This is a genomic window from Conyzicola nivalis, from assembly GCF_040548875.1.
In the GTDB taxonomy this organism is placed as follows: domain Bacteria; phylum Actinomycetota; class Actinomycetes; order Actinomycetales; family Microbacteriaceae; genus Conyzicola; species Conyzicola nivalis_A.
In genome coordinates this window covers 310,496-334,107 of record NZ_JBEPSJ010000003.1, presented here as the reverse complement: position 1 = coordinate 334,107, position 23,612 = coordinate 310,496, and the positions used below count along the sequence as shown (strand labels likewise).

Sequence of the window (23,612 nt, the reverse complement as noted above, 5' to 3'; positions counted from 1 at the left end):
GACCCGCTTCTGCCATTCTCCCTGCGTTCGGGCGCGCCTAGCGTTGCCGGTGTGAACATCGCAGCCTCCGCGCCCATCCACCTTCCCTCCGCTCCGCCCGCCCTCGCAGCGCAGCTGTCGAACGGCGGTGCCGTCGCGTGGCGCGAGCCGATCGAGATCGACACCTACGAGCCGGGGGAGCCCGACCGCTACCCGATGTTCCTCGACCAGCGGGTGTACCAGGGCTCGAGCGGACGCGTGTACCCGCTGCCCTTCGTCGACAGTGTCAGCCACGAGAAGACCGCGCGGGTCTGGGACGCGATCCACATCGAGAACGAGTGGATCCGCCTGGTGGTTCTGCCCGAGCTTGGCGGGCGCATCCACGTCGGCTACGACAAGAAGGCCGACTACGACTTCTTCTACCGCAACAACGTGATCAAGCCGGCGCTCGTCGGCCTCGCCGGCCCGTGGGTGAGCGGCGGCGTCGAGTTCAACTGGCCGCAGCATCACCGGCCCGCCACGTTCCTGCCCGTGGAGTGCACGATCGAGCACGGCGACGACGGCTCGGTCACGGTGTGGAGCAGCGACCACGACCCGTTCGCGCGCATGAAGGGCATGCACGGCGTGCGCCTGCACCCCGACCGGGCCGTCATCGAGCTGGTGGTGCGCCTGCACAACCGCACGAGCGAGACGCAGACCTTCCTCTGGTGGGCGAACGTCGCGGCGCGCGTGCACGACGACTACCAGTCGTTCTTCCCGACCGACGTGCAGTGGGTCGCCGACCACGCCCGCCGCTCTATCACCGCCTTCCCGCAGGCCGACCGGGAGTACTACGGGGTCGACTACGCCGCGCGCGGCGGTGCCGACCGGCTCGATTTCTACCGCGACATCCCGGTGCCGACCAGCTACATGGTCACCTCGACCCGCGACGACTTCTTCGGCGGCTACGACCACGCGAGAGGCGCCGGCTTCGTGCACTGGGCCGACCGCCACATCGCCCCGGGCAAGAAGCAGTGGACGTGGGGCAACGCGCCGTTCGGCCACGCCTGGGACGCCCTGCTCACCGACGACGACGGCCCGTACGTCGAGCTGATGGCGGGCGTCTACACCGACAACCAGCCCGACTTCGCCTGGATCCGACCCGGAGAGACCAAGACGTTCTCGCAGTACTGGTACCCGATCCAGGGCGTCGGCGTCGTGCATCAGGCCAACCTCGACGCGGCCGTGCACCTCTCCGTCGCCGGAGGTTCGGCGCACGTCGGGGTCGCGACGACCGCGGTGCGGCCCTCCCAGCGCGTCCGTCTGCTCGGGGGCGGCGAGGTGCTCGCCGAATGGACCGCGGATGTCGCGCCCGGCACCCCCTTCGTCGCCGACGTCGCCACGACTCTCGAGCCGCACGAGCTCACCCTCGAGGTCGTCGGCCTCATCACGTGGACGCCGCGCGTCCACGTCGACCAGCCCGAGCCCGAGCCCGCCACCGAGCCGGCGCGGCCCGCCGACATCGGCAGCGTCGACGAGCTCTACCTCACCGGGCTGCACCTCGCCCAGTACCGGCACCCGACCTGGTCGCCGCTCGACTACTGGCACGAGGCGCTTCGTCGCGACCCGGGAGACGCGCGCTCCCACCTCGCGCTCGCGGAGCACCACCACCGCCGCGCCGACTACCCCGCGGCGCTCCGGCACGCGGAGGCGGCGCTGTCCCGCCTCACCGCGCGCAACGGCAACCCGGCGCAGGGAGAGGCGTCATACCGGCTGGGCCTCGTGCTCTCTCGGCTGGGCCGCGGCGACGACGCCTACGACGCCCTCTCGAAGGCGGCCTGGAACGGCGAATGGCGGCAGGCGGCATCCGTCGAGCTCGCCCGCCTCGACGCCCGCGCGGGCCGCTATGCGGATGCGCAGCGCCACGCGACCGAGGCGCTGCGGCGCGACGCCGACGACTCGCGGGCGCGCGCCCTGCTCGCGGTCGCGCTGCGGAGGCTGGGCGGCGACGCCGACCGGGTGCTCGCCGAGGCGCTCGCCCTCGACCCCCTCGACCAACTCGCACTGCACCTCGCGGGGCGACCGTCGAGCGCCGACCCCGCGACGCGGCTCGACGTGGCCATGGAGCTCGCCTCCGCTGGCGAGCTCACCGCGGCGATCGCCATCGCCATCGCGGTGGGTGGGGGAGAACGCACGGCGGCCGGCAACGAAGCGCCCGTGGCGCTGTACCTCGCCGCGTCGTGGTTCGACCGGATCGGCGAACCCGCGGATGCCGCCGCCGCCCGGTCGGCGGCGCGAGCCGTCGATGCGACGCTGGCGTTTCCGAGCCTGCTCGACCACCACGACGCTCTCGTCGCCGCGCTCGCCGCAGACGAGAGCGATGCCCGTGCCCACGCGTTGCTCGGCTCCCTGCTCTACCACCACGGTCGCCACGGCGAGGCGCTGGCGCACTGGCTGCGCGCGGTCGAGCTCGACCCGACCGACCCCGTGACGCTGCGCAACGCGGCGATCGCGAGCTACAACCACGGCGGCGACGCCGACCGCGCCGCCCGCCTCTACGAGCTCGCGCTCGAAACCGCCCCCGACCACGCGCGGCTCTGGTACGAGAGCGACCAGCTGTGGAAGCGGCTCGGGCGCAGCGCCGCCGACAGGCTCGCGCGAATCCCTCTCGCGGCGCTGCACCGCGACGACCTCGCGGTCGAGACGGCCGAGCTGCTCACCGCCACCGGTCATGCAGGCGACGCGCTCGCGCTGCTGTCGTCGCGCCCGTTCGCGCCCTGGGAAGGGGGCGAGGGGCGTGCGCTCGCGGCCTGGGACGGCGCCAACGCGGCGCTCGGCAACGGAGTCGTCGAACCGCCCGCCACGCTCGGCGAGGCCCGCCCGGCGTTCACCGCTCCCGCCCCGGTGCGCACCGACGGAACGACCGACTACTTCGCGACCTCGCTGCCCGACCTGCTGCTGTTCACCGGGCGCACTGTTTCATAGTGTGACGGTTCGCCGTGACATCCGCAGAAGCGCCGCCTAACGTCTTCGCATGACCTATTCACCTGACAACGCGTCCGCAGATCGGCCCCAGACCGGCGCCGTCGCGATGATGCGCTGCGGGTTCGAGACGGGTTTCGAACTGAACCCGATCCAGCGCCTCGCCGCCGTCGCGACCGCCAGCCAGTGGCGCGACGTCGTGGTGTCCGCGGTCTCGGCCGACGGGTGGATCGACCTCGTCGACCTCGACTCGCAGGCCGAGTCACGCGTCTGGCACTACACGTCGACGGGCGTCGGTGTCGGAGAGCCCGTCTCGGTGCACGAGCGCTACGGAGTGCTCGCCGTGGGGCGAGAGCTGTTCAGCGTGCGGGTGGCCTGAGAATTTAGCCGGCGACCGGCATCGAGGCCATAAGGGCCTCGCACGCGGCGGCGCAGTTCATGCACACCTCGGCGCACATCTTGCAGTGGTCGCTCATCTCCGCGTGCATCATGCACTCGTCGGCGCACGCGCGGCACATCATCGCGGTGGCCTGCAGCATGCCCATCATGCTCGCCATGTCGTAGCCCATCGGCCGCATCATCATGCGCATCATGGTGTTCGTCATGTCGGCCGTGTTGGCGCACATGCTCATCATCTTGCCCATGTTGTCGCCCGAGCCGGCGTCGGCGCACATCGTCGCGGCCTGCTCGGCGGCGGTACACGCCTCCATGCACTCCTGCATGAGCTTCATGTCCATGGACATCATGTCCATCGACTTCATCATCTTCTCGGTCGTCATGTCCACGGTTGTCCTCCGTATGGTCGAGCTCCGTATGGTCGAGCGAAGCGGGATTATTACGAAATGTTACGCCGCACCGCGTGGTCTGCGACAGGTGCTACGACAGGTGCGGAGCGACCACTTCGGCGAAGCTGTCGCGGGTTCTCGCGGCGACGGTCGCGTACGGCGTATCCCAGATCTGCTGGTTGAAGATCTCCACCTCGACGTCGCCGCGGTAGCCGGCCGCCTCGACCGCGGCGGTGATGCCCGCGAAGTCGATGACACCGTCGCCCGGGTAATGCCGGCCGAGCAGAACGTCGGCGGGCAGCGGGGTCGCCCAGTCGCAGACCTGGTAGCTCGCGATGCGGTCCCCGGCGCGCGCGATCTGCTCGAGCAACCGGGGGTCCCACCAGACGTGGAAGGTGTCCACCACAGCACCGACCACGCCCAGTGGAAACTCTTCGGCGATTTCGAGAGCCTGGCCGAGGGTCGAGACGACCGCCCGATCGCTCGCGTACATCGGGTGCAGCGGCTCGATCGTCAACGTGACGCCCGCCGCTGCCGCGTCATCCGCCAGTTCTGCGATCGCGTCGCGCACCCTGGATCGCGCGCCGATCAGGTCTCTCGACCCGGCGGGGAGCCCGCCCGCCACGAGCACGAGAGCCGGGGCGCCCAGTGCGTGGGCCTCGGCGATGGCGCGCCTGTTGTCGTCGATGCTCTCGCGCCGAGCGAGGCCCTCCTCCATGGTGAAGAACCCGCCGCGACACAGGCTCGACACGCGCAGGCCGCTGTCTTCGACGAGACGGATGCTTCGGCCGAGGCCCGCGGCCTGCACGGGCTCGCGCCACAGGCCTATGCTCTCGTACCCGGCGTTCACCGTGGCGTCGATCGCCTCGGCCAGGTCGGCGTACTTGATCGTCGCCTGGTTGAGGCTGAGGCGCGGGTGGGCGACGGGGCGAGGGGTGGCGGCCTGCGCTCCCGTGCTCTGCGCTCCCGTGCCCTGCGCTCCCGTACCCTGGGCGCCTGTCGTCTGCACGCCGCTCATTCGCCGAGGCTGTTCAGCTTCAGCAGTGCGTTCCAGCGCTCGGCCGCCAGGTCGGGGCGCTCGAGGGCGCCCGACCGGTTGGCGAGGCGCACGATCTCGCTCAGGTGCGGCAGCGAGCGGGCCGAGTGCAGCCCGCCGACCATGCTGAACGCGTCCTGGTGGCCGTTCAGCCACGACATAAACGCCACGCCGGTCTTGTAATAGAAGGTAGGCGCGGCGAAGATCTGGCGCGAGAGGTCTTCGGTCGGCCCGAGGATGCTCTCGTACTCTCCGTTGTCGCCCGCGTCGAGCGCCTGGATCGCGGCCGACGCACTCGGCGCGAGCGCGGCGAAGGCGCCCAGCAGGGCGTCGGAGTGCTTCCCGCCGGTGCCGGCGATCAGCCCCACGTAGTTGAAGTCGTCGCCGGTGAACATCGTCGCGGTCGGCGGCAGCTGCGCGCGCACGGCGATCTCGGCGAAGGGGTCGAGCAGGCTCATCTTGATGCCGCTGACGTGCCCGGCGTTCTCGGTGATGATCTCGAGCACCGTCGCGCTCGCCGCGGCCGAGTCGGTCGAGCCGAAGTAGCTCGCGAGGGTGGGGTCGAACGCGGCGCCGAGCCAGTGCAGGATGACGGGGGTCGACGCGGCGCCGAGCACCTCGCGGTACACACGCAGGTAGTCCTCGGCGCTCTGCGCGGCCCGGGCCAGGTGGCGGCTGGCCATCAGGACGACGCCGGCTCCGGCATCCTCGGTGAAGTGCAGCTGCTCCTTGTAGGCGTCGATGACCTCGTCGAGCGAGATGACCTCGGCATCGACGTGGTCGGTGTTGACGCCGACGACGAGGGCGCCGCCCTCCTCGCGCGCGGCCTGGGCGCTGCGGGTGACGAGCTCGCGGGTCGCTCTGGCGTCGAGGCCCATGTTGCGCTGCGCTGTGTCCATCGCGTCGGCGACGCCGAGTCCCCACGACCAGACGTGGCGGCGGAACGCGATAGTCGCATCCCAGTCGATGTCGGCGGGCTGACCCGGCGTGTTGTCGGCGTGCTTCTTGGGGATCACGTGCGCCGCCGCATAGGCGACCCGGCTGGTCAGCGGAGCCGTCGGCTTGGTGAACGCCGGCGCGGGCTTCAGCGCGACGCTGCTCGAGACGCCCGCCGCGTCGATGAGGAGGAGGTCGGTCATGGCACGGCCCTCAGCTCTGCGGGAGGTCGATGCGACGGCCGGTGGCGTTCGACTCGAGACCGGCCTCGGCGAGCAGCACGCCGCGCGCTCCGGCGGTGAAGTCGTAGGGGTGCGGCGCGTCCTCGACGACGTGCAGCAGAAATTGCTCCCACTGCGTCTTGAAGCCGTTCTCGAACACGTCGTTCGTCGGCACCTCGAGCCAGTCGGCCGTGTAGTCGTGGGTCTCGGCGAGGTCGGGATTCCAGGTCGGGCGGGGGGTCGCGTTGCGCGGCTGGATCTTCGCGCCGAACAGGCCGACGACCGCGCTGCCGAGGGTACCGTCGACCTGAAACTCGACGAGCTCCTTGCGATCGACGCGCACGACCCAGCTCGAATTCACCTGGGCGACGATGCCGCCCTCGATGTCGAAGACACTGTAGGCCGCGTCATCCGCCGTCGCCGTGTATGCCTCGCCCTTCTCGCCCACGCGGGTGGGGATGTGGGTCGCGGTGCGCGCATAGACGCTCTCGACGCGGCCGAAGAGGTTCTCGAACACGTAGTTCCAGTGCGGGAACATGTCGACGATGATGCCGCCGCCGTCTTCGCTGCGGTAGTTCCAGCTGGGGCGCTGGGCTTCCTGCCAGTCGCCCTCGAACACCCAGTAGCCGAACTCGCCGCGCACGCTGAGGATCTGGCCGAAGAAACCGGAGTCGATGAGCCTCTTGAGCTTCTGCAGGCCGGGCAGGTAGAGCTTGTCGTGCACAACACCGTTCTTGACGCCGGCCTCTTTCGCCAGACGGGCGAGCTCGAAGGCCTCCTCGCTCGACTCGGCGGTGGGCTTCTCGGTGTAGATGTGCTTGCCGGCGGCGATGGCCTTCTTGATGCCCTTGACCCGGGCCTGGGTGACGAGCGCGTCGAAGTAGATCTGCCAGCGCGGGTCGGCGAGGGCTGAGTCGAGGTCGGTCGTGTAGTGCTCGATGTCGTGCTTGTCGGCGAGCTCCTTGAGGGTTACCTCGTTGCGGCCGATGATCATGATCTCGATCTGCTGACGCGTGCCGTCGCTCGTCATAACGCCGCCCTGGTCGCGGATCGCGAGCAGCGAACGCACGAGGTGCTGGCGGTAGCCCATGCGGCCGGTGGCTCCGTTGACGATGATGCCAATTGTCGACTCTGACACTGGTTGTCTCTTCTCTGCAGTTCGGTATCTGTTATCCGGCTTCCGCCCACTGTGCGGGAAAGCGTTTACCAAGACTATAGGGGCCGGAGGCGGATTGGGCAAACATCGGTGCCCGCGGATGCGCCGGTCCGCGGATGCGCCCCTCCGCGCTCGGGGCGGCGTGGTCGGCGCGTCAGGCCGGATGCGCCGAGTTGTCGCAAAGTGGGCTATCCAGAACCGCGGTCGCCCCGTTGGTGACAACTCGCGACGGCACGTGGCCGCATGCGGCCGAAATTTGCGGGAGAACGATGTATCTCCGCGGGTATGAGTCGTTCTCCCGCAAATTTAGGCGCGGGCTACCGGGCGGTGCCGACGGGCGGCCTCAGTGGGCGGGCCTCGGGCGCAGTCTCAGTGCGCAGCCTCAGCGGACGGCGATGCCCGGCGTGCTCGCGCGCAGCACGACCGAGGTCGCCACGGCGACGTCGCGTTCCGCGCTCGCCCCCGCAACGCCTGCCCCTGCGCCGTCGCCGGTCACGACGCCGACGCCGACGTCGCGCGGACGCAGCGCCACCGCGAGCGCCGACTCGCCCACCTCGAACAGCGGGATGCTCACCGTCGTCAGCGCGGGCGTTACGTCGCGCACCGTCTGGATGTCGTCGAAGCCGGCGATCGCGATATCGCGGCCGGGCTCGATGCCGCGGGAGCGCAGTCCGCTCATCGCTCCGATCGCCATCACGTCGTTGACGGCGAAGACCAGCTCGACGTCGTCGATGCCGCGGTCGACCAGCTCGAGCGCGCCCGCGTAGCCGCCGTCACGGGTGAACGCTCCCGTGACGATGTGGTCGGGCGCGATCATGATGCCGTGCGAGGCGAGTCCGTCGCTGAAGCCGGCCAGCCGGTCGGTCGCGGTGAGCAGAGCGTGCTCGCCGGTGATCGCGGCGAACCGGGTGTAGCCCAGCGCCACCAGTTCGAGCGCGAGTGCGCGGGCGCCGCCGTAGTTGTCGATGCGCACGGTGTCGAACGGGAGCTCGTGCTGGCTCACGAACACGACGCGCCCGCCGTTGCTCTCGAAGGCCTGGAGCTCCTGCGCGAGCGCCCCCTGGTGCTCCTCCTCGGAGCTGCGGCTGCCGGCGAGAATGATCACGCGCGGACGTTGGCCGCGCAGCGCCCGCACCAGCTCGAGCTCTCGCTGGGTTGAGCGCTCGGTGACCGACATGGTGACGATGAGACCGGCGTCGTCCGAGCCCTTGATGACGCCCGCGGCGATCGACGAGAAGTACGGGTCGGAGATGTCTCCGACGATCAACGCGACCGAGGTCGTCGACCCCTTCGCCACCGCCTGCGCCGAGAGGTTGGTCGAGTAGTTGAGTTTGCTCGCCGCGGCCAGCACGCGCTGCCGGTAGGCGTCGTTCACGGTCCGGGAGCTGCCGTTGAGGGCGCGCGAGGCGGTCGCGAGCGAGACGCCGGCCTCCTGGGCGACGTCGTGCAGCGTGACGGGCGATGTGCGCTGGTCGGTCACGGGCGCTCCTTACGGGGGTTCGGTGGGCGGTCGACGGCGCGCGTGCACGGGGCACGCGCGTGTCGGGCCGACGGTGGACAGCATATTGCGCAGCCGCCGGATGAGGGTGCGACTCGACCGAGAAAGCGCTTCCCCGCTACAGTTGACGGGTTGGTCGATTGCGAAGAGGCACGAGGATGACGAGATTCAGGGCGGATGACCGTGCCGACGGCAGCGTCGCGGTGTCGATCGACGGTGTCGAGGTTCTCACCTACGTCTACCGGTCCGCGGCCGAGCAGCTCGAGTCGCCGCGTCCCTACTTCCACCCGCTGCGCACCCTCGCCGGCGAGGTCGTCACACAGCACCGCCCGGCCGACCACGTCTGGCACGCCGGGCTCGCCTGGTCGCTCCCCAATGTCGGCGCCCACAACTTCTGGGGCGGCCCCACCTACGTGCGCGACGAGGGCTACGTGCAGCTGCCCAACAACGGCCGGGTCGACCACCGGGGTTTCACCGCATTCGCGGCCGACGACCACGGCGTCGAGATCGAAGAGCAGCTGCAGTGGATCTCGTTCGACGGGGACCCCGTCTTCACCGAGAAACGCCGCATCTCGGTGACGGGCGGGGCGGATGCCTGGACTCTCGTCTTCGACACCGTGATGCGCAATGTGACGGGGGCGAGCATCCGCATCGGCTCTCCGTCGACCGAAGGGCGCGAGAACGCGGGCTACGGCGGCCTGTTCTGGCGGGGCCCGGAGTCGATGGTCGGCGGCGCGGCGCTCGTGTCGGATGGCGAGGCCGCCATGGGGTCCGAACACCCGTGGATGGCATACTCGGCCGACGCCGCGACCGTCGTGATGGTCGACGACCGTGCCGCCCCGGGGCATTCGCCCCCTTGGTTCCTGCGCACCGACGACTACGCGGGCCTCTGCCCCGCTCCGTTCTTCTCCGAGGCGCTCGCGGTCGCGGCGGGTGAGAAGGTGCGCTTCCGCTACTCCGTCGTGGTCGCCGACGGCCCGTCAGACGGGGCGCGGGCCGCCGCCCTCGCCGCATCCGCGACCCAGACCGACGACCACGACGACGACGACGACGACAAGGATCTACCGTGACCGAACGCTATGCCCTCATCGGAACGGGGCACCGCGCCCACATGTACCTCGAGGCGATCCGCGGCGTGCACGCCGACGTCGCCGAACTCGTGGCCTGGAGCGACACGAACCCCGGCCGTCTCGACTTCTACGAGGCCGAGTTCGTCGCCGACGGCACGCCGGTTCCGTCGCGGTTCGCTCCCGACGAGCTCGAGCGCACGATCGCCGAGCAGAGGATCGACCGCGTGATCGTCACCTCGCCCGACTTCACCCACGCGGAGCTCGTCTCGCGGTCGCTGCTCGCGGGTGCCGACGTCGTCGTCGAGAAGCCGATCACCATAGGCGTCGAGGGGCTGCGCCAGATCGCGTCCGCCATCGAGCAGAGCGGGCGCAGCGTCGTCACGACGTTCAACTACCGGTACAGCCCCCGCAACTCGGCGCTGCGCGAGCTGATCCAGTCGGGTGCGATCGGCGACGTGACATCCGTGCACTTCGAGTGGGTGCTCGACACGGTGCACGGCGCCGACTACTTCCGTCGCTGGCACCGCGACAAGCAGAGCTCGGGCGGGCTGCTCATCCACAAGGCCTCGCACCACTTCGACCTCGTCAACTGGTGGATCGACGCCTCGCCGAGCCGTGTCTACGCGAGCGGCGGGCTGCGGTTCTACGGCGCAGAGAACGCGGCGGCGCGGGGGCTCGGCGCGCGCCCGGCCCGTAACACGGCCGCAGGCGACCCGTTCGTGCTCGACATGGCGGCCGATCCGCGGCTCAAGGGGCTCTACCTCGACAACGAGCACCTCGACGGCTACGTGCGCGACCGCGACGTCTTCGATACGGGCATCACGATCGAAGACAACCTGGCGCTGCTCGTCGACTACGACAACGGCGCGACGATGTCGTACTCGCTCAACGCGCACAGCCCGTGGGAGGGGTACCGGGTCTCGGTCAACGGCACCCAGGGGCGGGCCGAGCTCGAGGTGATCGAGCGCGGCGCCGTGCTCGTCGGCGACGACGGCGTGGTCGTGGTCGACCCGAGCGCGACGCCCTCGGACGACCTCGGCGACGACCTGAGGCCGGCCGGCGAGCGGCTTGTTCTGCAGCGGCACTGGGAGGCTGCGGTCGAGGTGCCCATCCCCGACGGGATCGGCAGCCACGGCGGCGGAGACGCCTACCTGCTCGACCACGTGTTCAACCGCATCACGACCGACCCGCTCGGCCGCCCGGCCGGTTACGCCGACGGGGTCAAGGCCGTGTCGGTCGGCATCGCCGGCAACCTGTCGCTGGCGTCCGGCGCCCCCGTGCTGATCGACTCGCTCGGGGTGTAGCGGGCGTTCGCGCCGGCTGCGCCTACACCGGAGAGCTGCCGACGAGAGTCACGCCGATCCCGGGCGCACCCGGCGCGGTGAGCGAGGCGCCCTCGAATACCACGGGGCTCGGGCCGTCGAGCAGCCCGAGGGTGTCGAGGTCGGCGTCCTCGACGCGCTCGATCTCGGTCTCCTGTGCGATCACCATGGCGAGCTGTCCGCTCAGCTCGGGCAGCAGGTGCGGCGCGAGGCGCAGGTCGGCGTCGTCGACGAGCGCCGCGATCTCGAGGAACGGCGTGATGCCGCCGACGCGCACGACGTTGGGCTGCAGGATGTCGGCCGCCCCGAGCCGCGCCAGCTCACGGAACCGGTGCAGCGTGTGCACGTTCTCGCCCATCGCGACCGGGATCCCGATCGACCCGCGCAGTTCGAGGTAGCCCAGCGTGTCGTCGGAGCGCAGCGGCTCCTCGATCCAGTGCGGGTCGAAGGGCGCGAGCCGGTCGAGCGCCGTGAGGGCGGTCGGCAGGTCCCAGCGCTGGTTCGCGTCGATCATCAGCCGAAGGTGTGGGCCGAGCACCTCGCGCACGGCGGCGACGCGATCGACGTCCTCCGCGACATCCGCCTTGCCGACCTTGATCTTCACGGCGTCGTATCCGGTGTCGACCCAGCGACGCGCCTGCGCCACGAGCTCGTCGATCGGGTAGTGCAGGTTGACCCCGCTGCCGTAGACGCCGACCCGTGAGCGGATGCGCCCCAGGCTGTCGGCGAGGCCGAGCCCGGCGCGGCGGCCGGCCGCGTCCCACAGGGCCAGGTCGACCCCGGCCATCGCGATCGTGGTGATGCCCGCGCCGCCGGCCTCGTGCAGGTGGCGCCAGAGCTGCGGCCAGAGCTCGCGCGGGTCGGCGGTGCGTCCCGTGACGAAGGCCGCGATGTCGGTGTCGATGAGCGCGCGCACGGCGGCGGCACCGATGGTCGGGGTCCACGAGAAGCCCGTTCCGACGACGCCGTCGGAGCACTCGACGTCGACCCGCACGAGGTGCAGCCAGGGAGCCTCGGGCACCCAGGGCCGCGGCATCGACGCGGTGAGCGGCGTCGTGGTGACGCGCGCGATGGTGGCGGTCACGAGGTGCCCGAACCCGGAGTCACGACACCGAAAGACGCGAGTGCGGCCGGATCGAGCTCGGTGCGCCAGCCGTGCTGCGGTGCCCAGCCGAGCTCGCGCTTCGCGGCCGCGGAGCTGAACGCCGGGGACGACCCGTCGAGCGCCGAGGCGTCGACCCCGGGCAGGAAGCGGGGGAGGAGCGTCGCGAGCGGCTCGGTCGCGAGGGCGTCGTCGGCGCCGACGAAGTAGACCCGGCCGCTCTGCGGCGGGCCCGCCCGCTCGAGCCAGGCCAGCACGAACGCGGCGGCATCCCGGGCGTCGACGTAGTTGAAGAGGGAGACGGCGGCCAGCGACGGGTCGCGCAGCCGGTCGGCGACGGTGTGCCCTTGCTGGGTGGGCTCGCCCGCCCACTCGGGCGGCGAGATCACGAAGCACGGGCGGAACGCGCCGAAGACCGTCGCCGTCTGTTGCCGCGAGAACATGGCAACCATCGACTCGACGAGCTGCTTCGACAGCGCGTAGGCGTTCCACGGCCGGGTGCGGTGCCGCTCGTCGATCGGCAGAACGTCGGGGGCCCAGCCGGTCGGGCTGCCGTAGCCGATGACGGTCGGGCTCGAGGCCGCGAGCACGCGGGCTACCCCGTGCTCGCGGGCGGCGTCGAGCACCGTGAACGCGAGCCGGGAGTTCGTCTCGAGCGTGACCGCCTCCGGTGCGCTGAACGGCACGGCGATCGCGGCGAGGTGCACGATCGCGTCGGGCCGCTCGTCGCCGACGAAGTTCGAGAACGCCGACGGGTGCAGCAGGTCGACGTCGATCTGGCGGCCGGCGAAATCAGGGGCCGGCACACGGTCGATGCAGATCACCTCGTGGCCCGCGCGGGCGAGGGCATCGAGGGTGCTGCGTCCGAGGCGTCCGGCCCCGCCGGTGACCACAGTCTTCATCGATATCCCCATCGTCATCGGCCCAGAAAGCGCTTTCTCGGTTACACTCTAGGCTCGACGCGACGCCCGGCACAAAGGCGGCGCGGCACCCGCAAAGGAGCGAGGCCAGGGCGGCAGACCCGTGGCGGTCCTCGAGATCGAGAAGAGACACACCGTGACCCAAGAACTCCGCGCCGCTATCGTCGGAACCGGTTCCGTCGCCGTCCTGCACGCCGAGAGCATCGCCGCGACGCCCGGCGTGCGGCTGGTCGCCGTCGCCGACGTGATGCCCCGCCGCGCCGCGGAATTCGCCGCGACGCACGGCGCCGGCGCCGCATTCGAGTCGATCGAGCAGCTGTTCGCGGCCGAGCAGATCGACGTCGTGCACCTCTGCACACCTCCGGGCGTGCACGAGCCGCAGGCGGTGGCCGCCTTCGCCCACGGCGCGCACGTCATCGCCGAGAAGCCGCCGGCGCTCTCCCTGACCGAACTGCAGTCGATGACGGATGCCGCGGCTCGCGCCGACCGCCGGTTCGCAGTGGTCTTCCAGCAGCGCACGGGCACGGCCGCCGACCACGTCAAACGCCTGCTCGACAGCGGAGCGCTCGGCCGCGCGCTCTTCGCCGCCTGCGACACGCTCTGGCTGCGCGACGCCGAGTACTACTCCGTGCCGTGGCGCGGACGCTGGGAGACCGAGGGCGGCGGCACGACGCTGAGCCACGGCATCCACCAGATCGACCTGCTCGCCTACCTGCTGGGCGACTGGCGCGCGGCGTCGGCGCAACTCTGGCGCCAGGAACGCGACGTCGAGACGGAGGACGTGTCGACCGGCACGATCCTGTTCGAGGCCGGCACCGTGGCATCCGTCTCCACCAGCGTCGTCTCGCCGCGTCAGACCAGCTCGATCCGCATCGACACCGAGCGCGCCACGATCGAGGTCGACCACCTCTACGGGCACGACCGCTCGCACTGGCGCATCACGCCGGCGCCCTCCGTGTCGGCCGAGGAGGCGGCGGGTTGGGAGTTCCCGCACGACGACACCCCGAGCGGGCACGACGCGCTGCTCGCGAGCGTCTACGCGTCGCTCATCGCCGGCGACCCGCTGCCCGCCGTCGCCGCCGAGCCCGCCCGGGCTCTCGAGATCGTCACCGCGTTCTACGCCTCGGCGCGTCTGGGCGGCACCATCGGCCGCCCTGCGGTGCAGGGCGACCCCGAGCTGCGCGGCACGCTGCGGGCACCGGTCGCCGACAACCGCCCGTGAGCGCGCCGATCTACGCGGACGCGCTCTGGCAGGGCGCATCCGACCCCACGGTGATCCGCCGCGACGGCACGACGGAATGGTGGATGTTCTACACCCAGCGGCGCGCCCTGCTCGAGGGCGCCGGCGTCGAATGGGTGCACGGCAGCCGCATCGGCGTCGCCGTGTCGACCGACGGCGGGGCGAGCTGGCAGTACCGCGGGGTCGTCGACTTCGGCGACGGCGACGGCAATACGCACTGGGCGCCGGAGGTCGTGCGGCTCGACGGCACGTACCACCTCTACCTCACCTGGATCGCGGGGGCCCCGAGCGAGTGGGCCGGACACGAGCGGCACATCGTGCACTTCGAGAGCGACGACCTCGAGAGCTGGACCAGGGTGGGCCGGGTCGACGTCGGCAGCGACTTCGCCATCGACGCCGCCGTGGCGCGCACCCCCGACGGCCGGGTGCGGCTGTGGTTCAAAGACGAGGCCGAGGAGTCGACCACGTGGAGCGCCGTGAGCGCGAACGGCCGTTCGTTCGTCCGCGAGGGGCTCGCGGTCGGCGGGCAGCCGCACGAGGGGCCGAACGTCTTCGAGCTCGGGGGAGCGTGGTGGCTGATCGTCGACGAGTGGCGCGGGCAGGCCGTGTACCGCGGCGACGACGGCGTGCACTGGACCCGGCAGCCCGGGCTGCTGCTCGCCGAGCCGGGCGAGCACCCGCTCGACCGGCAGGTCGGGCGCCACGCCGACGTCGTGGTGACCGGCGCCGACACCGCGCTGATCTTCTACTTCACCCATCCGGAGTGGGACGGGGTGGAGCTGGCGGATGCCACGCCGCTGGCAGCCAGACGCACACGGATCCACGCCGCGCAGCTCTCCGTCGACGGTGGAAGACTGGTTGCGCGGCGCGACTTCGCGCCGCCACGGCAACAATTGTTGCCAATGGATTGACGATTGAATGGATTCAACCTAGGCTTCGGATAACGCTTTCCCAGCGTGAACCACGGACTACAGCGACGTTATCCAGGAGGACAACGATGTTCTACAAGCACTCCCGCCGCACCGCGACAGCGATCGCGGTCTCAGCAGCAGCCGTTCTGGCACTCAGCGCCTGCGCGGGCTCCGGCCCCGCGGCCACCGACGGCGGCGGCGAGTTCGACCCCGACGCCAAGGCCACGATCAACTTCACCTGGTGGGGCAACGACGACCGCGCCTCCAAGTACACAGAGGCCATCGCGCTCTTCGAGAAGGAGTACCCGAACGTCACCGTCAACGGCACGTTCACCGACTACCCCTCCTACTGGGAGAAGCGCACCACCGAGGCGGCCGGCGGCGGACTCCCCGACGTTATGCAGTTCGACTACTCGCAGATGGACTCGTTCGGCAGCCGTGGACTGCTCTACAACCTCACCCCCGAGTACGGCACGAACATCGACGTCGACGCGATCCCCGAGACGGCGCTCTCCGTCGGAGACATCGACGGCGAGTCGTACGGCCTGATCTCGAGCACCAACGCCTGGGCGATGTTCCAGGACAAGACGCTCATCGCCGGCATCGGCGCCGAACCCTACGAGGGCGGCACCAGCTGGGAGGACTACTACGAGTGGATGGACGACGTCACAGCGAAAGGCAACGGCGTCTACGGCGGAGCCGACCCCACGCAGCGCATCCAGAACTTCGAGCTGAGCCTGCGCCAGGCCGGCGGAAACCTCTACACCGACGAGGGAGAGCTCGGCTTCGACGAGGGCGACCTCACCGAGTTCTGGGAGTCGGCAGCCGACATCCGTGAGGGCGTCATCGTTCCGCAGCAGCGCCTCGAGGAGCTCAACCCGGTCTCCGGCTTCGGCGCGAACATCGCGGCGAGCGAGCTGACCTGGGACAACTTCGGCGCCGGCTACCTCGCCGACTCCGGCAAGGCCGTCGACGACCTCGTGCTGACCGCGCCGCCCACCGACGACGCCGACGCGAAGGACCTCTACCTCAAGCCGTCGATGCTCCTCGCGATGTCGTCGAAGACCAAGGTCGGACCCGCGGGCGCCAAGCTCATCGACTTCCTCACCAACGACCCCGAGGTCGGCAAGATCTTCGGCGCATCTCGCGGAATCCCGGCCTCCGAGACCCAGCGCGACGGTGCCGAGCTCTCCGGCCAGGACGCGAACGTGCTCGCCTACGAGGAGTCGATCACCGACCGCCTCGGAGACGCGCCTCCGCTGCCGCCCGAGGGCGCGGCATCCATCGAGCAGAAGTTCTGGGATCTCGGAAAGAGCATCGACCTCGGCGCCATCTCGATCGACGACGCGGTGAAGCAGTTCTTCAGCGAAGCTGAGATCGCGCTCAACAACTAACCGGCACCAGCCAGCAACGACGCTCGGAGATTCACGATGACCACAACACAACGGCAGGCGTCCGACTCGGCCGCGCCGCTGGGGTCAGCACCTTCCGGCCCGACGAGCAATCGTCGGGCCGGGGGCCGCCCCAAGCTCAGTGAGAAGAAGCGCGACGGGATAGCGGGCTACCTGTTTCTCACTCCGTGGCTCATCGGGTTCTTCGTGCTCACCCTCGGGCCGATGCTCATCTCGCTGTACCTCGCCTTCACGAAGTACAACCTGTTCACCGACCCGGAGTGGATCGGCCTCGACAACTTCGTGCGGATGTTCAACGACCCGCAGTACCAGCAGTCGGTGCAGATCACCCTCATCTACGTTCTCGTGGGCACCCCGATCAAGCTCGCGGCCGCCCTCGGCGTCGCGATGCTGCTCAACTACCGCAGCAAGGGCTCCGGCTTCTTCCGCTCGGCGTTCTACGCTCCGTCGCTCATCGGCGCGAGCGTCAGCGTCGCGATCGTCTGGCGCGCGATGTTCAACGCCGACGGACCGGTCGACAGCGGACTGAGCGTGCTCGGGGTCGACCTCGGCGGCTGGGTGGGAAACCCCGCCCTGGTCATGCCGATGATGATCCTCCTCGCGGTCTGGCAGTTCGGCGCACCCATGGTCATCTTCCTCGCCGGCCTCAAGCAGATCCCCGGAGAGCTGTACGAGGCGGCGGATGTCGACGGGGCCGGTCCGTGGCGCAAGTTCAAGAGCGTCACCCTGCCGATGCTCTCGCCCGTCATCTTCTTCAACCTGCTGCTCGAGATGATCGGGGCATTCCAGATCTTCGCGTCGGCGTTCATCATCTCGTCGGGAACCGGCGGGCCGGCGGGCAGCACCAACTTCTACACCGTGTACCTCTACCAGCGGGCCTTCGGCGACCTGCAGATGGGCTACGCCTCGGCGATGGCCTGGCTGCTCCTCGTGGTCGTCGGCATCGTTGCCTTTATCCTGTTCCGCACCTCGAAGTTCTGGGTGCACTACGGAGGTGACCTCAAGTGACCACGCTCGATACCGAACTCGCCCCCGTGCTGCCGCTGGACGGCAAGCCCGTCCGCAGCAAGACCTCGTGGAAGAAGCGCAAGACCTGGGCCACCGTGGTCTGGGCCGTGGTGCTCGTCGCGATCGTCGCGGTCGTGCTCTACCCGCTGCTGTGGATGGTGCTCGCATCGTTCAAGCCCTCGGCCGACATCAACGGCAACGTCGCCCTGTTCCCCGAGAATCCGACGATCCAGAACTACGTCAAGGTGCTACAGGGCATCGGTGGCATCCCCGTCTACACGTTCTTCCTCAACTCGCTGCTGCTGGCCGTCGGCTCCGTGATCGGCGTCATCATCTCGTCGTCGATGGCCGCATACGCCTTCGCCCGGGTTCGGTTCGCGGGCAGCAAGGTCTTCTTCGGCCTGATGATCGCCACCCTGCTGCTGCCGTTCCACGTGCTGATCATCCCGCAGTACATCATCTTCCAGCGCCTCGGCCTGGTCGACACGTTCGTGCCGCTGCTCGTTGTGAAGTTCCTCGCGACCGAGGCCTTCTTCGTGTTCCTCATGGTGCAGTTCATCCGCAACCTGCCGATGGAGCTCGACGAGGCGGCGAGGATCGACGGCGCGGGTCATCCGCGTGTCTTCTTCTCGATCACGCTGCCGCTCATCAAGCCGGCCCTCGTGACCAGCGCGATCTTCGCCTTCATCTGGAGTTGGAACGACTTCCTGGGTCCCTTGCTCTATCTCAACTCGACCGACAAGTACCCGCTGCCGCTCGCGCTGCGGCTGTACAACGACCAGACGAGCGTGTCGGACTACGGCGCCACGATCGCGATCTCGGTGCTCGCGCTGATACCGATCGCGCTGTTCTTCTTCATCTTCCAGCGGTTCCTCGTGGAGGGCGTCGCGACGCAGGGGCTGAAGGGATGACCATCGCGTCGTCGCGCAAGCAGGCGCGGTCGGCCAGGTCCCAGGCGACGTCCGGGATCGGGCCCACCGACGCCGCCGCGACGACTTGGCCGGGCGCCAAGCAGCGCTTCGCCCTGTTCGGCGAGGTGCTGCTGACCGGCATCATCGTGCTCGTGCTGTCGTTGCCCATCGTGACGATCCCGCTCGCGGTCGCGGTCGGAAAACGCCATCTCATGCGGTTTCTGCGCGCGGACGGCTCGCAGCTCGCGCTCGTCGGCGGCGACCTGCGCGAGGGATTCCTCGGCGGGGTCGGCATCGGCTGCGCCTGGCTCGCGATCACCGGAGTGCTGCTGATCGACCTGCTGCTCGTCGGCAGCGGCGCCCTGCCCGGCGGGGTGGCGGTGGGCGCGATCGCGGCCGTGCTGCTCGCGGCCGTCACCGTGCTCATGCTCTGGGTCGCGGCATCGTGGACTCCGGGCCTCGGCTGGCGCGCCTCGGTGCGGGTCGGGCTCACGGCGCTGAGAACGGATGCCGTGGGCTCGGTCTACCTCGTCGTGGCCGCCGGCCTCGTGGTGCTGTTCACGTGGATGCTGCCGCCGCTCGTCATCCCGGCGTTCGGCTGCCTGTGCTTCGCCGTGGCCGCGATCTCGGTGCGGCACGCGGCGCGAGCCTAGACCGACTGCCGCTCCACGAGCGTGGTCGGCACCGCGGTGAACGGAGCCACCTCTTCCCCGTCGATCAGGCGCTGGAGCGTCTTCACGAGCACGGCGCCCTTGTTCGCCGTGTCGAGGTCGACGGTCGTCAGAGGCGGCGTCGAGCTCGTCGAGAAGTAGTTGTTGTCGATGCTCGCGACGGCGATGTCGTAGGGGATCCTGATCGAGTGGGTGCGGAGAACCTCGAGGGCTCCCGCTGCCATCTGAGCCGAGGCCGCGAACACGGCGTCGATGCGCTCGCCGCCGTCGAGCAGCCGCTGCATGGCCTCGCCGCCGCTCGCGGGCGTGAAGTTGCCCGCCTCGAGCGGTCCGGGGGTGAGACCCGCGTCGCTGATCGCCGAGCGCCAGCCCTGCACGCGGTCGATGCCCGCGGCGGTGTCGAGCGGCCCCGCGATGGTGGCGATGTGGGTGCGGCCACGCTCGACGAGGTGACGGGTGGCGGTGACGGCGGCCTCCACGTTGTCGACGTCGACCACGTGGATCTGGCGAGCGGTGGGCTCGAGCGGTCGCACGCCGAAGACCATCGGCACGGCGTCGGCGAGCTCGACATACGCCGGCACGCTGCTGTGGTGGGAGAGGATGAGCGCGCCGTCGACGTTTCCGCCGGTGAGGTAGCGGCGGGTCTTCTCCGGGTCGGCATCCGACTCGATCAGCAGTGTCAGCGTGTGGTCGGTCGACGACGCGTACATCGCGGCGCCCTGGATGACCTCGGCGAAGTAGGGGTCGGCGAAGAACTCGGCCGTGCGCTCCGGGATGACCATCGCGATCATCTGGGTGCGGCGGCGGACGAGGCTGCGGGCAGCGCGGTTGGGCACGTAGCGCAGCTGCGCGACGGCGTTGTTGACCGCCTCGACCATCTCGGGCTTCACCGTCGAGTAGCCGTTGATCACCCGCGAGACCGTGGCCCTGGAGACACCCGCGAGGGCACCGACGGCCTCGAGCGTGGGCTTTCCGCCCTCGACGGTGTCTTCACTCGTCATTGTCGCCTCTCGTCGCTCTTCGTGCCGGGCGTTCCCGCAACGGGCGGCCGTGCCATTGGAATCTTAGTGACCGCCGGTTACTCGGGGATGACGTGCCCCGCTATCAGCAGAGCGAGCCACCTGCCGCTGTCCTTGACGGTGCGCTGCTGGGTCGCGTAGTCGACGTGCACGATGCCGAACCGCTTGCTGAATCCGTAGCCCCACTCGAAGTTGTCGAGCAGCGACCAGACCAGGTAGCCGCGCAGGTCGACCCCGCGTTCGATGGCGCGGTGGGCGGCGGTGAAGTGGCGGCGCAGGTAGTCGGTGCGCTCAGGGTCGTCGACCCGTCCGTCGTCGACGGTGTCGTCGAACGCCGCACCGTTCTCGGTGATGACGAGCGGCAGCCCGGGGTGGGCTCGGTGCAGCGAGACGAGCAGTTCCTCGAGCCCGTCGGGGGCGATGTTCCATCCCATCGCGGTGTACGGGCCGTCCTGCACGAGGAATTCGACGTGCTCGCTGCCCGGCCAGGGCGAGCCGCCGACGTCTTTGTGCCCGTCGGCGTTCTGTCTCGCCCCGACGCCGTCCCACATGCGCACGGTCGCGGTGGAGTAGTAGTTGACGCCGAGGAAGTCGATGGGTTGGTGGATGATCGCCAGGTCGCCGGGCAGAACGAACGACCAGTCGGTGATCGCCGCGGTGTCCTCGATCAGGTCGGCCGGGTAGGCGCCCGTGAGCATCGGTCCGGTGAACCCGCGGTTGGCGAGCGCGTCGATGCGGCGGATCGCCTCGGGCGACGTGGCGTGGTCGCCCCGGATCACGTGGAAGTTGAGCGTCGCCGAGTACTCGGCGTCGCTCGTCACGGTCTCGCGGAGCGCCACCAGCGCCAGGCCGTGGGCGAGGTTGAGGTGGTGTACCGCCTGCAGCGCGGCGAGCGGCTCGGTGCGTCCCGGGGCGTGCGCGCCCGAGCCGTAGCCCAGATACGCCGAGCACCACGGCTCGTTGAGCGTGGTCCACGTGGCGACCCGGTCGCCGAGGGCGGCGCCGACGATCGCGGCGTACTCGGCGAAGCGGTAGGCGGTGGCCCGGTTGGTCCATCCGCCCTCGTCCTCCAACGCCTGCGGCAGGTCCCAGTGGTAGAGGGTGGCGATGGGGCGGATGCCTCGGGCGAGCAGCCCGTCGACGAGGCGACCGTAGAAGTCGAGGCCGGCCTGATTGGCCGGTCCAGAGCCGAGCGGCTGGATGCGCGGCCACGCGATCGAGAACCGATACGCCTCCAGCCCCAGATCGGCCATCAGATCGAGATCGCTCTCGAGCCGGTGGTAGTGGTCGTCGGCCACGTCGCCGGTGTCGCCCGCGACTATACGGCCGGGAGTGTGACTGAAGGTGTCCCAGATCGAGGGCCCCCTGCCGTCCTCGTTCACGGCACCCTCGATCTGGTACGCGGCGGTGGCCGAGCCGACCAGGAAGTCGGGAGGGAAGACGAGCCCGGCGTCGCGGTAGTCCGGGCTGCCGGCGGTGGTCGGCAGAATCGAGATCGACATCTAGCCCTTCACCGCGCCCTGCATGATCCCGGCGACGAGCTGCCTGCCCGCCAGGAGGAACAGGATGAGCAGGGGGATCACCGAGAGCACCGCGCCCGCGAGCACCATCGCGTTGTCAGGAGTCTGCCCGCCGCTCGCGCTGAGGGAGGCGAGCGCGGTCTGCACGCTCGGGTTGGTCGGGCCGAGCACGAGGAGCGGCCAGAGGAAGTCGGTCCAGGCAGCCATGAACGTGAACAGTGCGAGCACGGCCATCGCGGGGCGCGCTGCGGGAAGGGCGACGTGCCAGAACGTGCCCCACATGCTCGCGCCATCCATCCTGGCCGCCTCGATGAGCTCGTCGGGGATCACGTCGACGAGGTACTGGCGCATGAAGAACACGCCGAAGGCCGTCACGAGCCCTGGCACGATCACCGCCTGCAGGGTGCCGATCCAGTGCCACTGGGCCATCAGCATAAACAGGGGGATGATGCCGAGCTGGGTCGGGATTGCCATGGTGGCGATGACGCTGAGCAGCAGTCCGTTGCTCGCCCGGAACTTCAGCTTGGCGAAGGAGTAGCCGGCGAGCGTGGAGAAGAACACCACCGAGACGGTGATGGCGCCGGAGATGACGATGCTGTTGATAAGCGCCTGGAAGAACGGCACCGTCTCGAACACCTTCGCCGCGTTGCTGAGGAAGTTGCCGCCCGGCACGATCGTCGGAGGAACCAGGTTGGTGTCCGACGACTGGCGGCTGCCGATGACGAACGACCACCAGAGCGGGAAGGCCGACCCGGCGAAGAAGGCGAAGAGCAGGGCGTAGGTGAGGAACCCGGGCGCCTCGTACACCTTGCGGCGCTTCGACTGGCGTTCCTCCCTCACCGCCGGAGCGAGCCGCGGTCGGTCGAGGAGTGCGCTCATGATCGGCGTCCGTTCTTGGTCGGTGTGATCAGCGCGGCCGGTCTGACCCGGGGGATGCGCGTGGGCCGCACGTCGTTGGTGCGGATGGCCCGCGAGATCGCGAAGTTGATGAGGCCGGCGAGGATGATGATGACGAACAGGATCCACGCGGTGGCCGACGCCCGACCGAAGTCGCGGCGCGGGAAGGCCAGCTCGTAGAGGTAGAGCACGATGGTCTGGAACTGGCGGTTGCCGCCGCCGTTCGTGCGTCCGTCGAACAGCTTCGGCTCGGTGAAGATCTGCAGTCCGCCGATGGTCGAGGTGATGACCACGAAGATCAGGGTGGGACGGATCATCGGGATCGTGATCGACCAGAACCGCCGCGCCTTGGTGGCGCCGTCGAGGGCCGCCGACTCGTAGACGTCGCGCGGGATCGACTGCATGGCGGCGAGGAGGATGAGGGCGTTGTAGCCGGTCCACCGCCAGTTGACCATGCTCGCGATGGCGACGTGGGAGGGGAACACGTCGAAAGACCAGCGGATCGGGTCGAGCCCGAACAGCTCGAGCAGCCCGGCGATGGGGCCGTGGTACTGGTTGAAGACCTGCAGGAAGATCACGGCGACGGCCACCGGCGCGACGATGTAGGGCAGCAGGATGCTCATGCGCCAGAAGGTACGCGCCCGGATCGTCTGGTCGAGCACGGCGGCGATGACCGTCGCGAAGACGAGCTGCGGGATCGCCGACAGCAGGAAGATGCTGACGGTGTTGCCGAAGGCGTTCCAGAAGAACGGGTCGGTGAGCACCGAGACGTAGTTGTCGAAGCCGACGAAGTCGCCCTGGCCCTTGAGCAGATGCCAGTCGTAGAGCGAGACGTTCAGCGTGTAGACGATGGGGAAGACGCCGATGAGGGCGAACAGGATGAAGAACGGCGCGATGTACAGGTAGGGAGACGCCTTGTAGTCGAGCCGCGAGAGCTTCTGTCTGAAGGTCAGTGTGGAGGGCGCCCGCTGGGCCCCGAGTGTGGTGGTCATCGCCCAGCCAATCCGCGCGTTTGAGGGTGTGGTGCAGTCGGGGTG

21 protein-coding genes are annotated in these 23,612 nt (G+C 69.6%); 10 read left to right on the top strand and 11 right to left on the bottom strand.

The window, feature by feature from the left end:
• Nucleotides 1-51 precede the first annotated feature (51 nt).
• A complete protein-coding gene (locus ABIE21_RS14115) occupies nt 52-2,943 on the top strand; it encodes a DUF5107 domain-containing protein (protein WP_354025463.1) in 2,892 nt (963 codons plus the stop codon).
• A 49-nt stretch (nt 2,944-2,992) separates the two neighbouring features.
• Complete coding sequence (locus tag ABIE21_RS14110) at nt 2,993-3,319, top strand: hypothetical protein (protein WP_354025462.1); 327 nt, start codon at nt 2,993-2,995, stop codon at nt 3,317-3,319.
• A gap of 4 nt (nt 3,320-3,323) precedes the next feature.
• Here ABIE21_RS14110 and ABIE21_RS14105 read toward each other — a convergent pair whose 3' ends face one another.
• The 5 genes from ABIE21_RS14105 to ABIE21_RS14085 form a co-directional block, all read right to left on the bottom strand.
• Nucleotides 3,324-3,719 carry a hypothetical protein gene (locus ABIE21_RS14105; protein WP_354025461.1) on the bottom strand — a complete coding sequence of 132 codons (396 nt, stop codon included), beginning with the start codon at nt 3,717-3,719 and terminating at the stop codon, nt 3,324-3,326.
• 97 nt (nt 3,720-3,816) lie between these two features.
• Nucleotides 3,817-4,743, bottom strand: a complete 927-nt coding sequence (locus ABIE21_RS14100; protein ID WP_354025460.1) for a sugar phosphate isomerase/epimerase family protein — start codon at nt 4,741-4,743, stop codon at nt 3,817-3,819.
• On the bottom strand, nt 4,740-5,900 hold the full coding sequence (locus tag ABIE21_RS14095; RefSeq protein WP_354025459.1) for a DUF993 family protein: 1,161 nt from the start codon (nt 5,898-5,900) through the stop codon (nt 4,740-4,742). Before ABIE21_RS14095 ends, ABIE21_RS14100 begins: the two co-directional genes overlap by 4 nt.
• Nucleotides 5,901-5,910: 10 nt before the next feature.
• On the bottom strand, nt 5,911-7,008 hold the full coding sequence (locus tag ABIE21_RS14090) for a Gfo/Idh/MocA family protein (RefSeq protein WP_354025551.1): 1,098 nt from the start codon (nt 7,006-7,008) through the stop codon (nt 5,911-5,913).
• Between the two features lie 448 nt (nt 7,009-7,456).
• The gene (locus ABIE21_RS14085; protein WP_354025458.1) at nt 7,457-8,554 is read right to left on the bottom strand and encodes a LacI family DNA-binding transcriptional regulator; all 1,098 of its coding nucleotides are present in this window, start codon (nt 8,552-8,554) and stop codon (nt 7,457-7,459) included.
• Nucleotides 8,555-8,730: 176 nt separating this feature from the next.
• On the opposite strand from ABIE21_RS14085, the gene ABIE21_RS14080 reads away from it, so the two are divergent.
• Nucleotides 8,731-9,642 carry a PmoA family protein gene (locus ABIE21_RS14080; protein ID WP_354025457.1) on the top strand — a complete coding sequence of 304 codons (912 nt, stop codon included), beginning with the start codon at nt 8,731-8,733 and terminating at the stop codon, nt 9,640-9,642.
• Nucleotides 9,639-10,946, top strand: a complete 1,308-nt coding sequence (locus ABIE21_RS14075; protein ID WP_354025456.1) for a Gfo/Idh/MocA family protein — start codon at nt 9,639-9,641, stop codon at nt 10,944-10,946. The genes ABIE21_RS14080 and ABIE21_RS14075 overlap by 4 nt, the downstream gene beginning before the upstream one ends.
• 22 nt (nt 10,947-10,968) lie before the next feature.
• On the opposite strand, the gene ABIE21_RS14070 is transcribed toward ABIE21_RS14075, so the two are convergent.
• Together ABIE21_RS14070 and ABIE21_RS14065 are read right to left on the bottom strand one after the other, a co-directional pair.
• Nucleotides 10,969-12,048 (bottom strand): mandelate racemase/muconate lactonizing enzyme family protein, encoded by a 1,080-nt coding sequence (locus ABIE21_RS14070; RefSeq protein WP_354025455.1) that lies wholly within the window; start codon nt 12,046-12,048, stop codon nt 10,969-10,971.
• Nucleotides 12,045-12,968 carry an NAD-dependent epimerase/dehydratase family protein gene (locus tag ABIE21_RS14065; RefSeq protein ID WP_354025454.1) on the bottom strand — a complete coding sequence of 308 codons (924 nt, stop codon included), beginning with the start codon at nt 12,966-12,968 and terminating at the stop codon, nt 12,045-12,047. The genes ABIE21_RS14070 and ABIE21_RS14065 overlap by 4 nt, the downstream gene beginning before the upstream one ends.
• 154 nt (nt 12,969-13,122) lie before the next feature.
• Here ABIE21_RS14065 and ABIE21_RS14060 point away from each other — a divergent pair, with 154 nt between their 5' ends.
• The 6 genes from ABIE21_RS14060 to ABIE21_RS14035 all read left to right on the top strand — a co-directional run bounded on the left by ABIE21_RS14060 (nt 13,123) and on the right by ABIE21_RS14035 (nt 19,121).
• Nucleotides 13,123-14,208: a Gfo/Idh/MocA family protein gene (locus ABIE21_RS14060; RefSeq protein ID WP_354025453.1), complete on the top strand. Its 1,086-nt coding sequence runs from the start codon at nt 13,123-13,125 to the stop codon at nt 14,206-14,208.
• Nucleotides 14,205-15,137, top strand: a complete 933-nt coding sequence (locus ABIE21_RS14055; RefSeq protein WP_354025452.1) for a family 43 glycosylhydrolase — start codon at nt 14,205-14,207, stop codon at nt 15,135-15,137. Before ABIE21_RS14060 ends, ABIE21_RS14055 begins: the two co-directional genes overlap by 4 nt.
• Before the next feature lie 86 nt (nt 15,138-15,223).
• The gene (locus ABIE21_RS14050; RefSeq protein WP_354025451.1) at nt 15,224-16,531 is read left to right on the top strand and encodes an ABC transporter substrate-binding protein; all 1,308 of its coding nucleotides are present in this window, start codon (nt 15,224-15,226) and stop codon (nt 16,529-16,531) included.
• A gap of 36 nt (nt 16,532-16,567) precedes the next feature.
• On the top strand, nt 16,568-17,557 hold the full coding sequence (locus ABIE21_RS14045; RefSeq protein ID WP_354025450.1) for a carbohydrate ABC transporter permease: 990 nt from the start codon (nt 16,568-16,570) through the stop codon (nt 17,555-17,557).
• Nucleotides 17,554-18,468: a carbohydrate ABC transporter permease gene (locus tag ABIE21_RS14040; protein WP_436232343.1), complete on the top strand. Its 915-nt coding sequence runs from the start codon at nt 17,554-17,556 to the stop codon at nt 18,466-18,468. Before ABIE21_RS14045 ends, ABIE21_RS14040 begins: the two co-directional genes overlap by 4 nt.
• The gene (locus ABIE21_RS14035) at nt 18,465-19,121 is read left to right on the top strand and encodes a hypothetical protein (protein ID WP_354025449.1); all 657 of its coding nucleotides are present in this window, start codon (nt 18,465-18,467) and stop codon (nt 19,119-19,121) included. The genes ABIE21_RS14040 and ABIE21_RS14035 overlap by 4 nt, the downstream gene beginning before the upstream one ends.
• On the opposite strand, the gene ABIE21_RS14030 is transcribed toward ABIE21_RS14035, so the two are convergent.
• The 4 genes from ABIE21_RS14030 to ABIE21_RS14015 form a co-directional block, all read right to left on the bottom strand.
• A complete protein-coding gene (locus ABIE21_RS14030) occupies nt 19,118-20,140 on the bottom strand; it encodes a LacI family DNA-binding transcriptional regulator (RefSeq protein WP_354025448.1) in 1,023 nt (340 codons plus the stop codon). The two genes, ABIE21_RS14035 and ABIE21_RS14030, sit on opposite strands and share 4 nt — an antisense overlap.
• Before the next feature lie 77 nt (nt 20,141-20,217).
• Nucleotides 20,218-21,660, bottom strand: a complete 1,443-nt coding sequence (locus tag ABIE21_RS14025) for a GH1 family beta-glucosidase (RefSeq protein ID WP_354025447.1) — start codon at nt 21,658-21,660, stop codon at nt 20,218-20,220.
• Nucleotides 21,661-22,557, bottom strand: a complete 897-nt coding sequence (locus tag ABIE21_RS14020; protein WP_354025446.1) for a carbohydrate ABC transporter permease — start codon at nt 22,555-22,557, stop codon at nt 21,661-21,663.
• A complete protein-coding gene (locus tag ABIE21_RS14015) occupies nt 22,554-23,567 on the bottom strand; it encodes a carbohydrate ABC transporter permease (RefSeq protein WP_354025445.1) in 1,014 nt (337 codons plus the stop codon). The genes ABIE21_RS14020 and ABIE21_RS14015 overlap by 4 nt, the downstream gene beginning before the upstream one ends.
• Between the last annotated feature and the right edge of the window lie 45 nt (nt 23,568-23,612).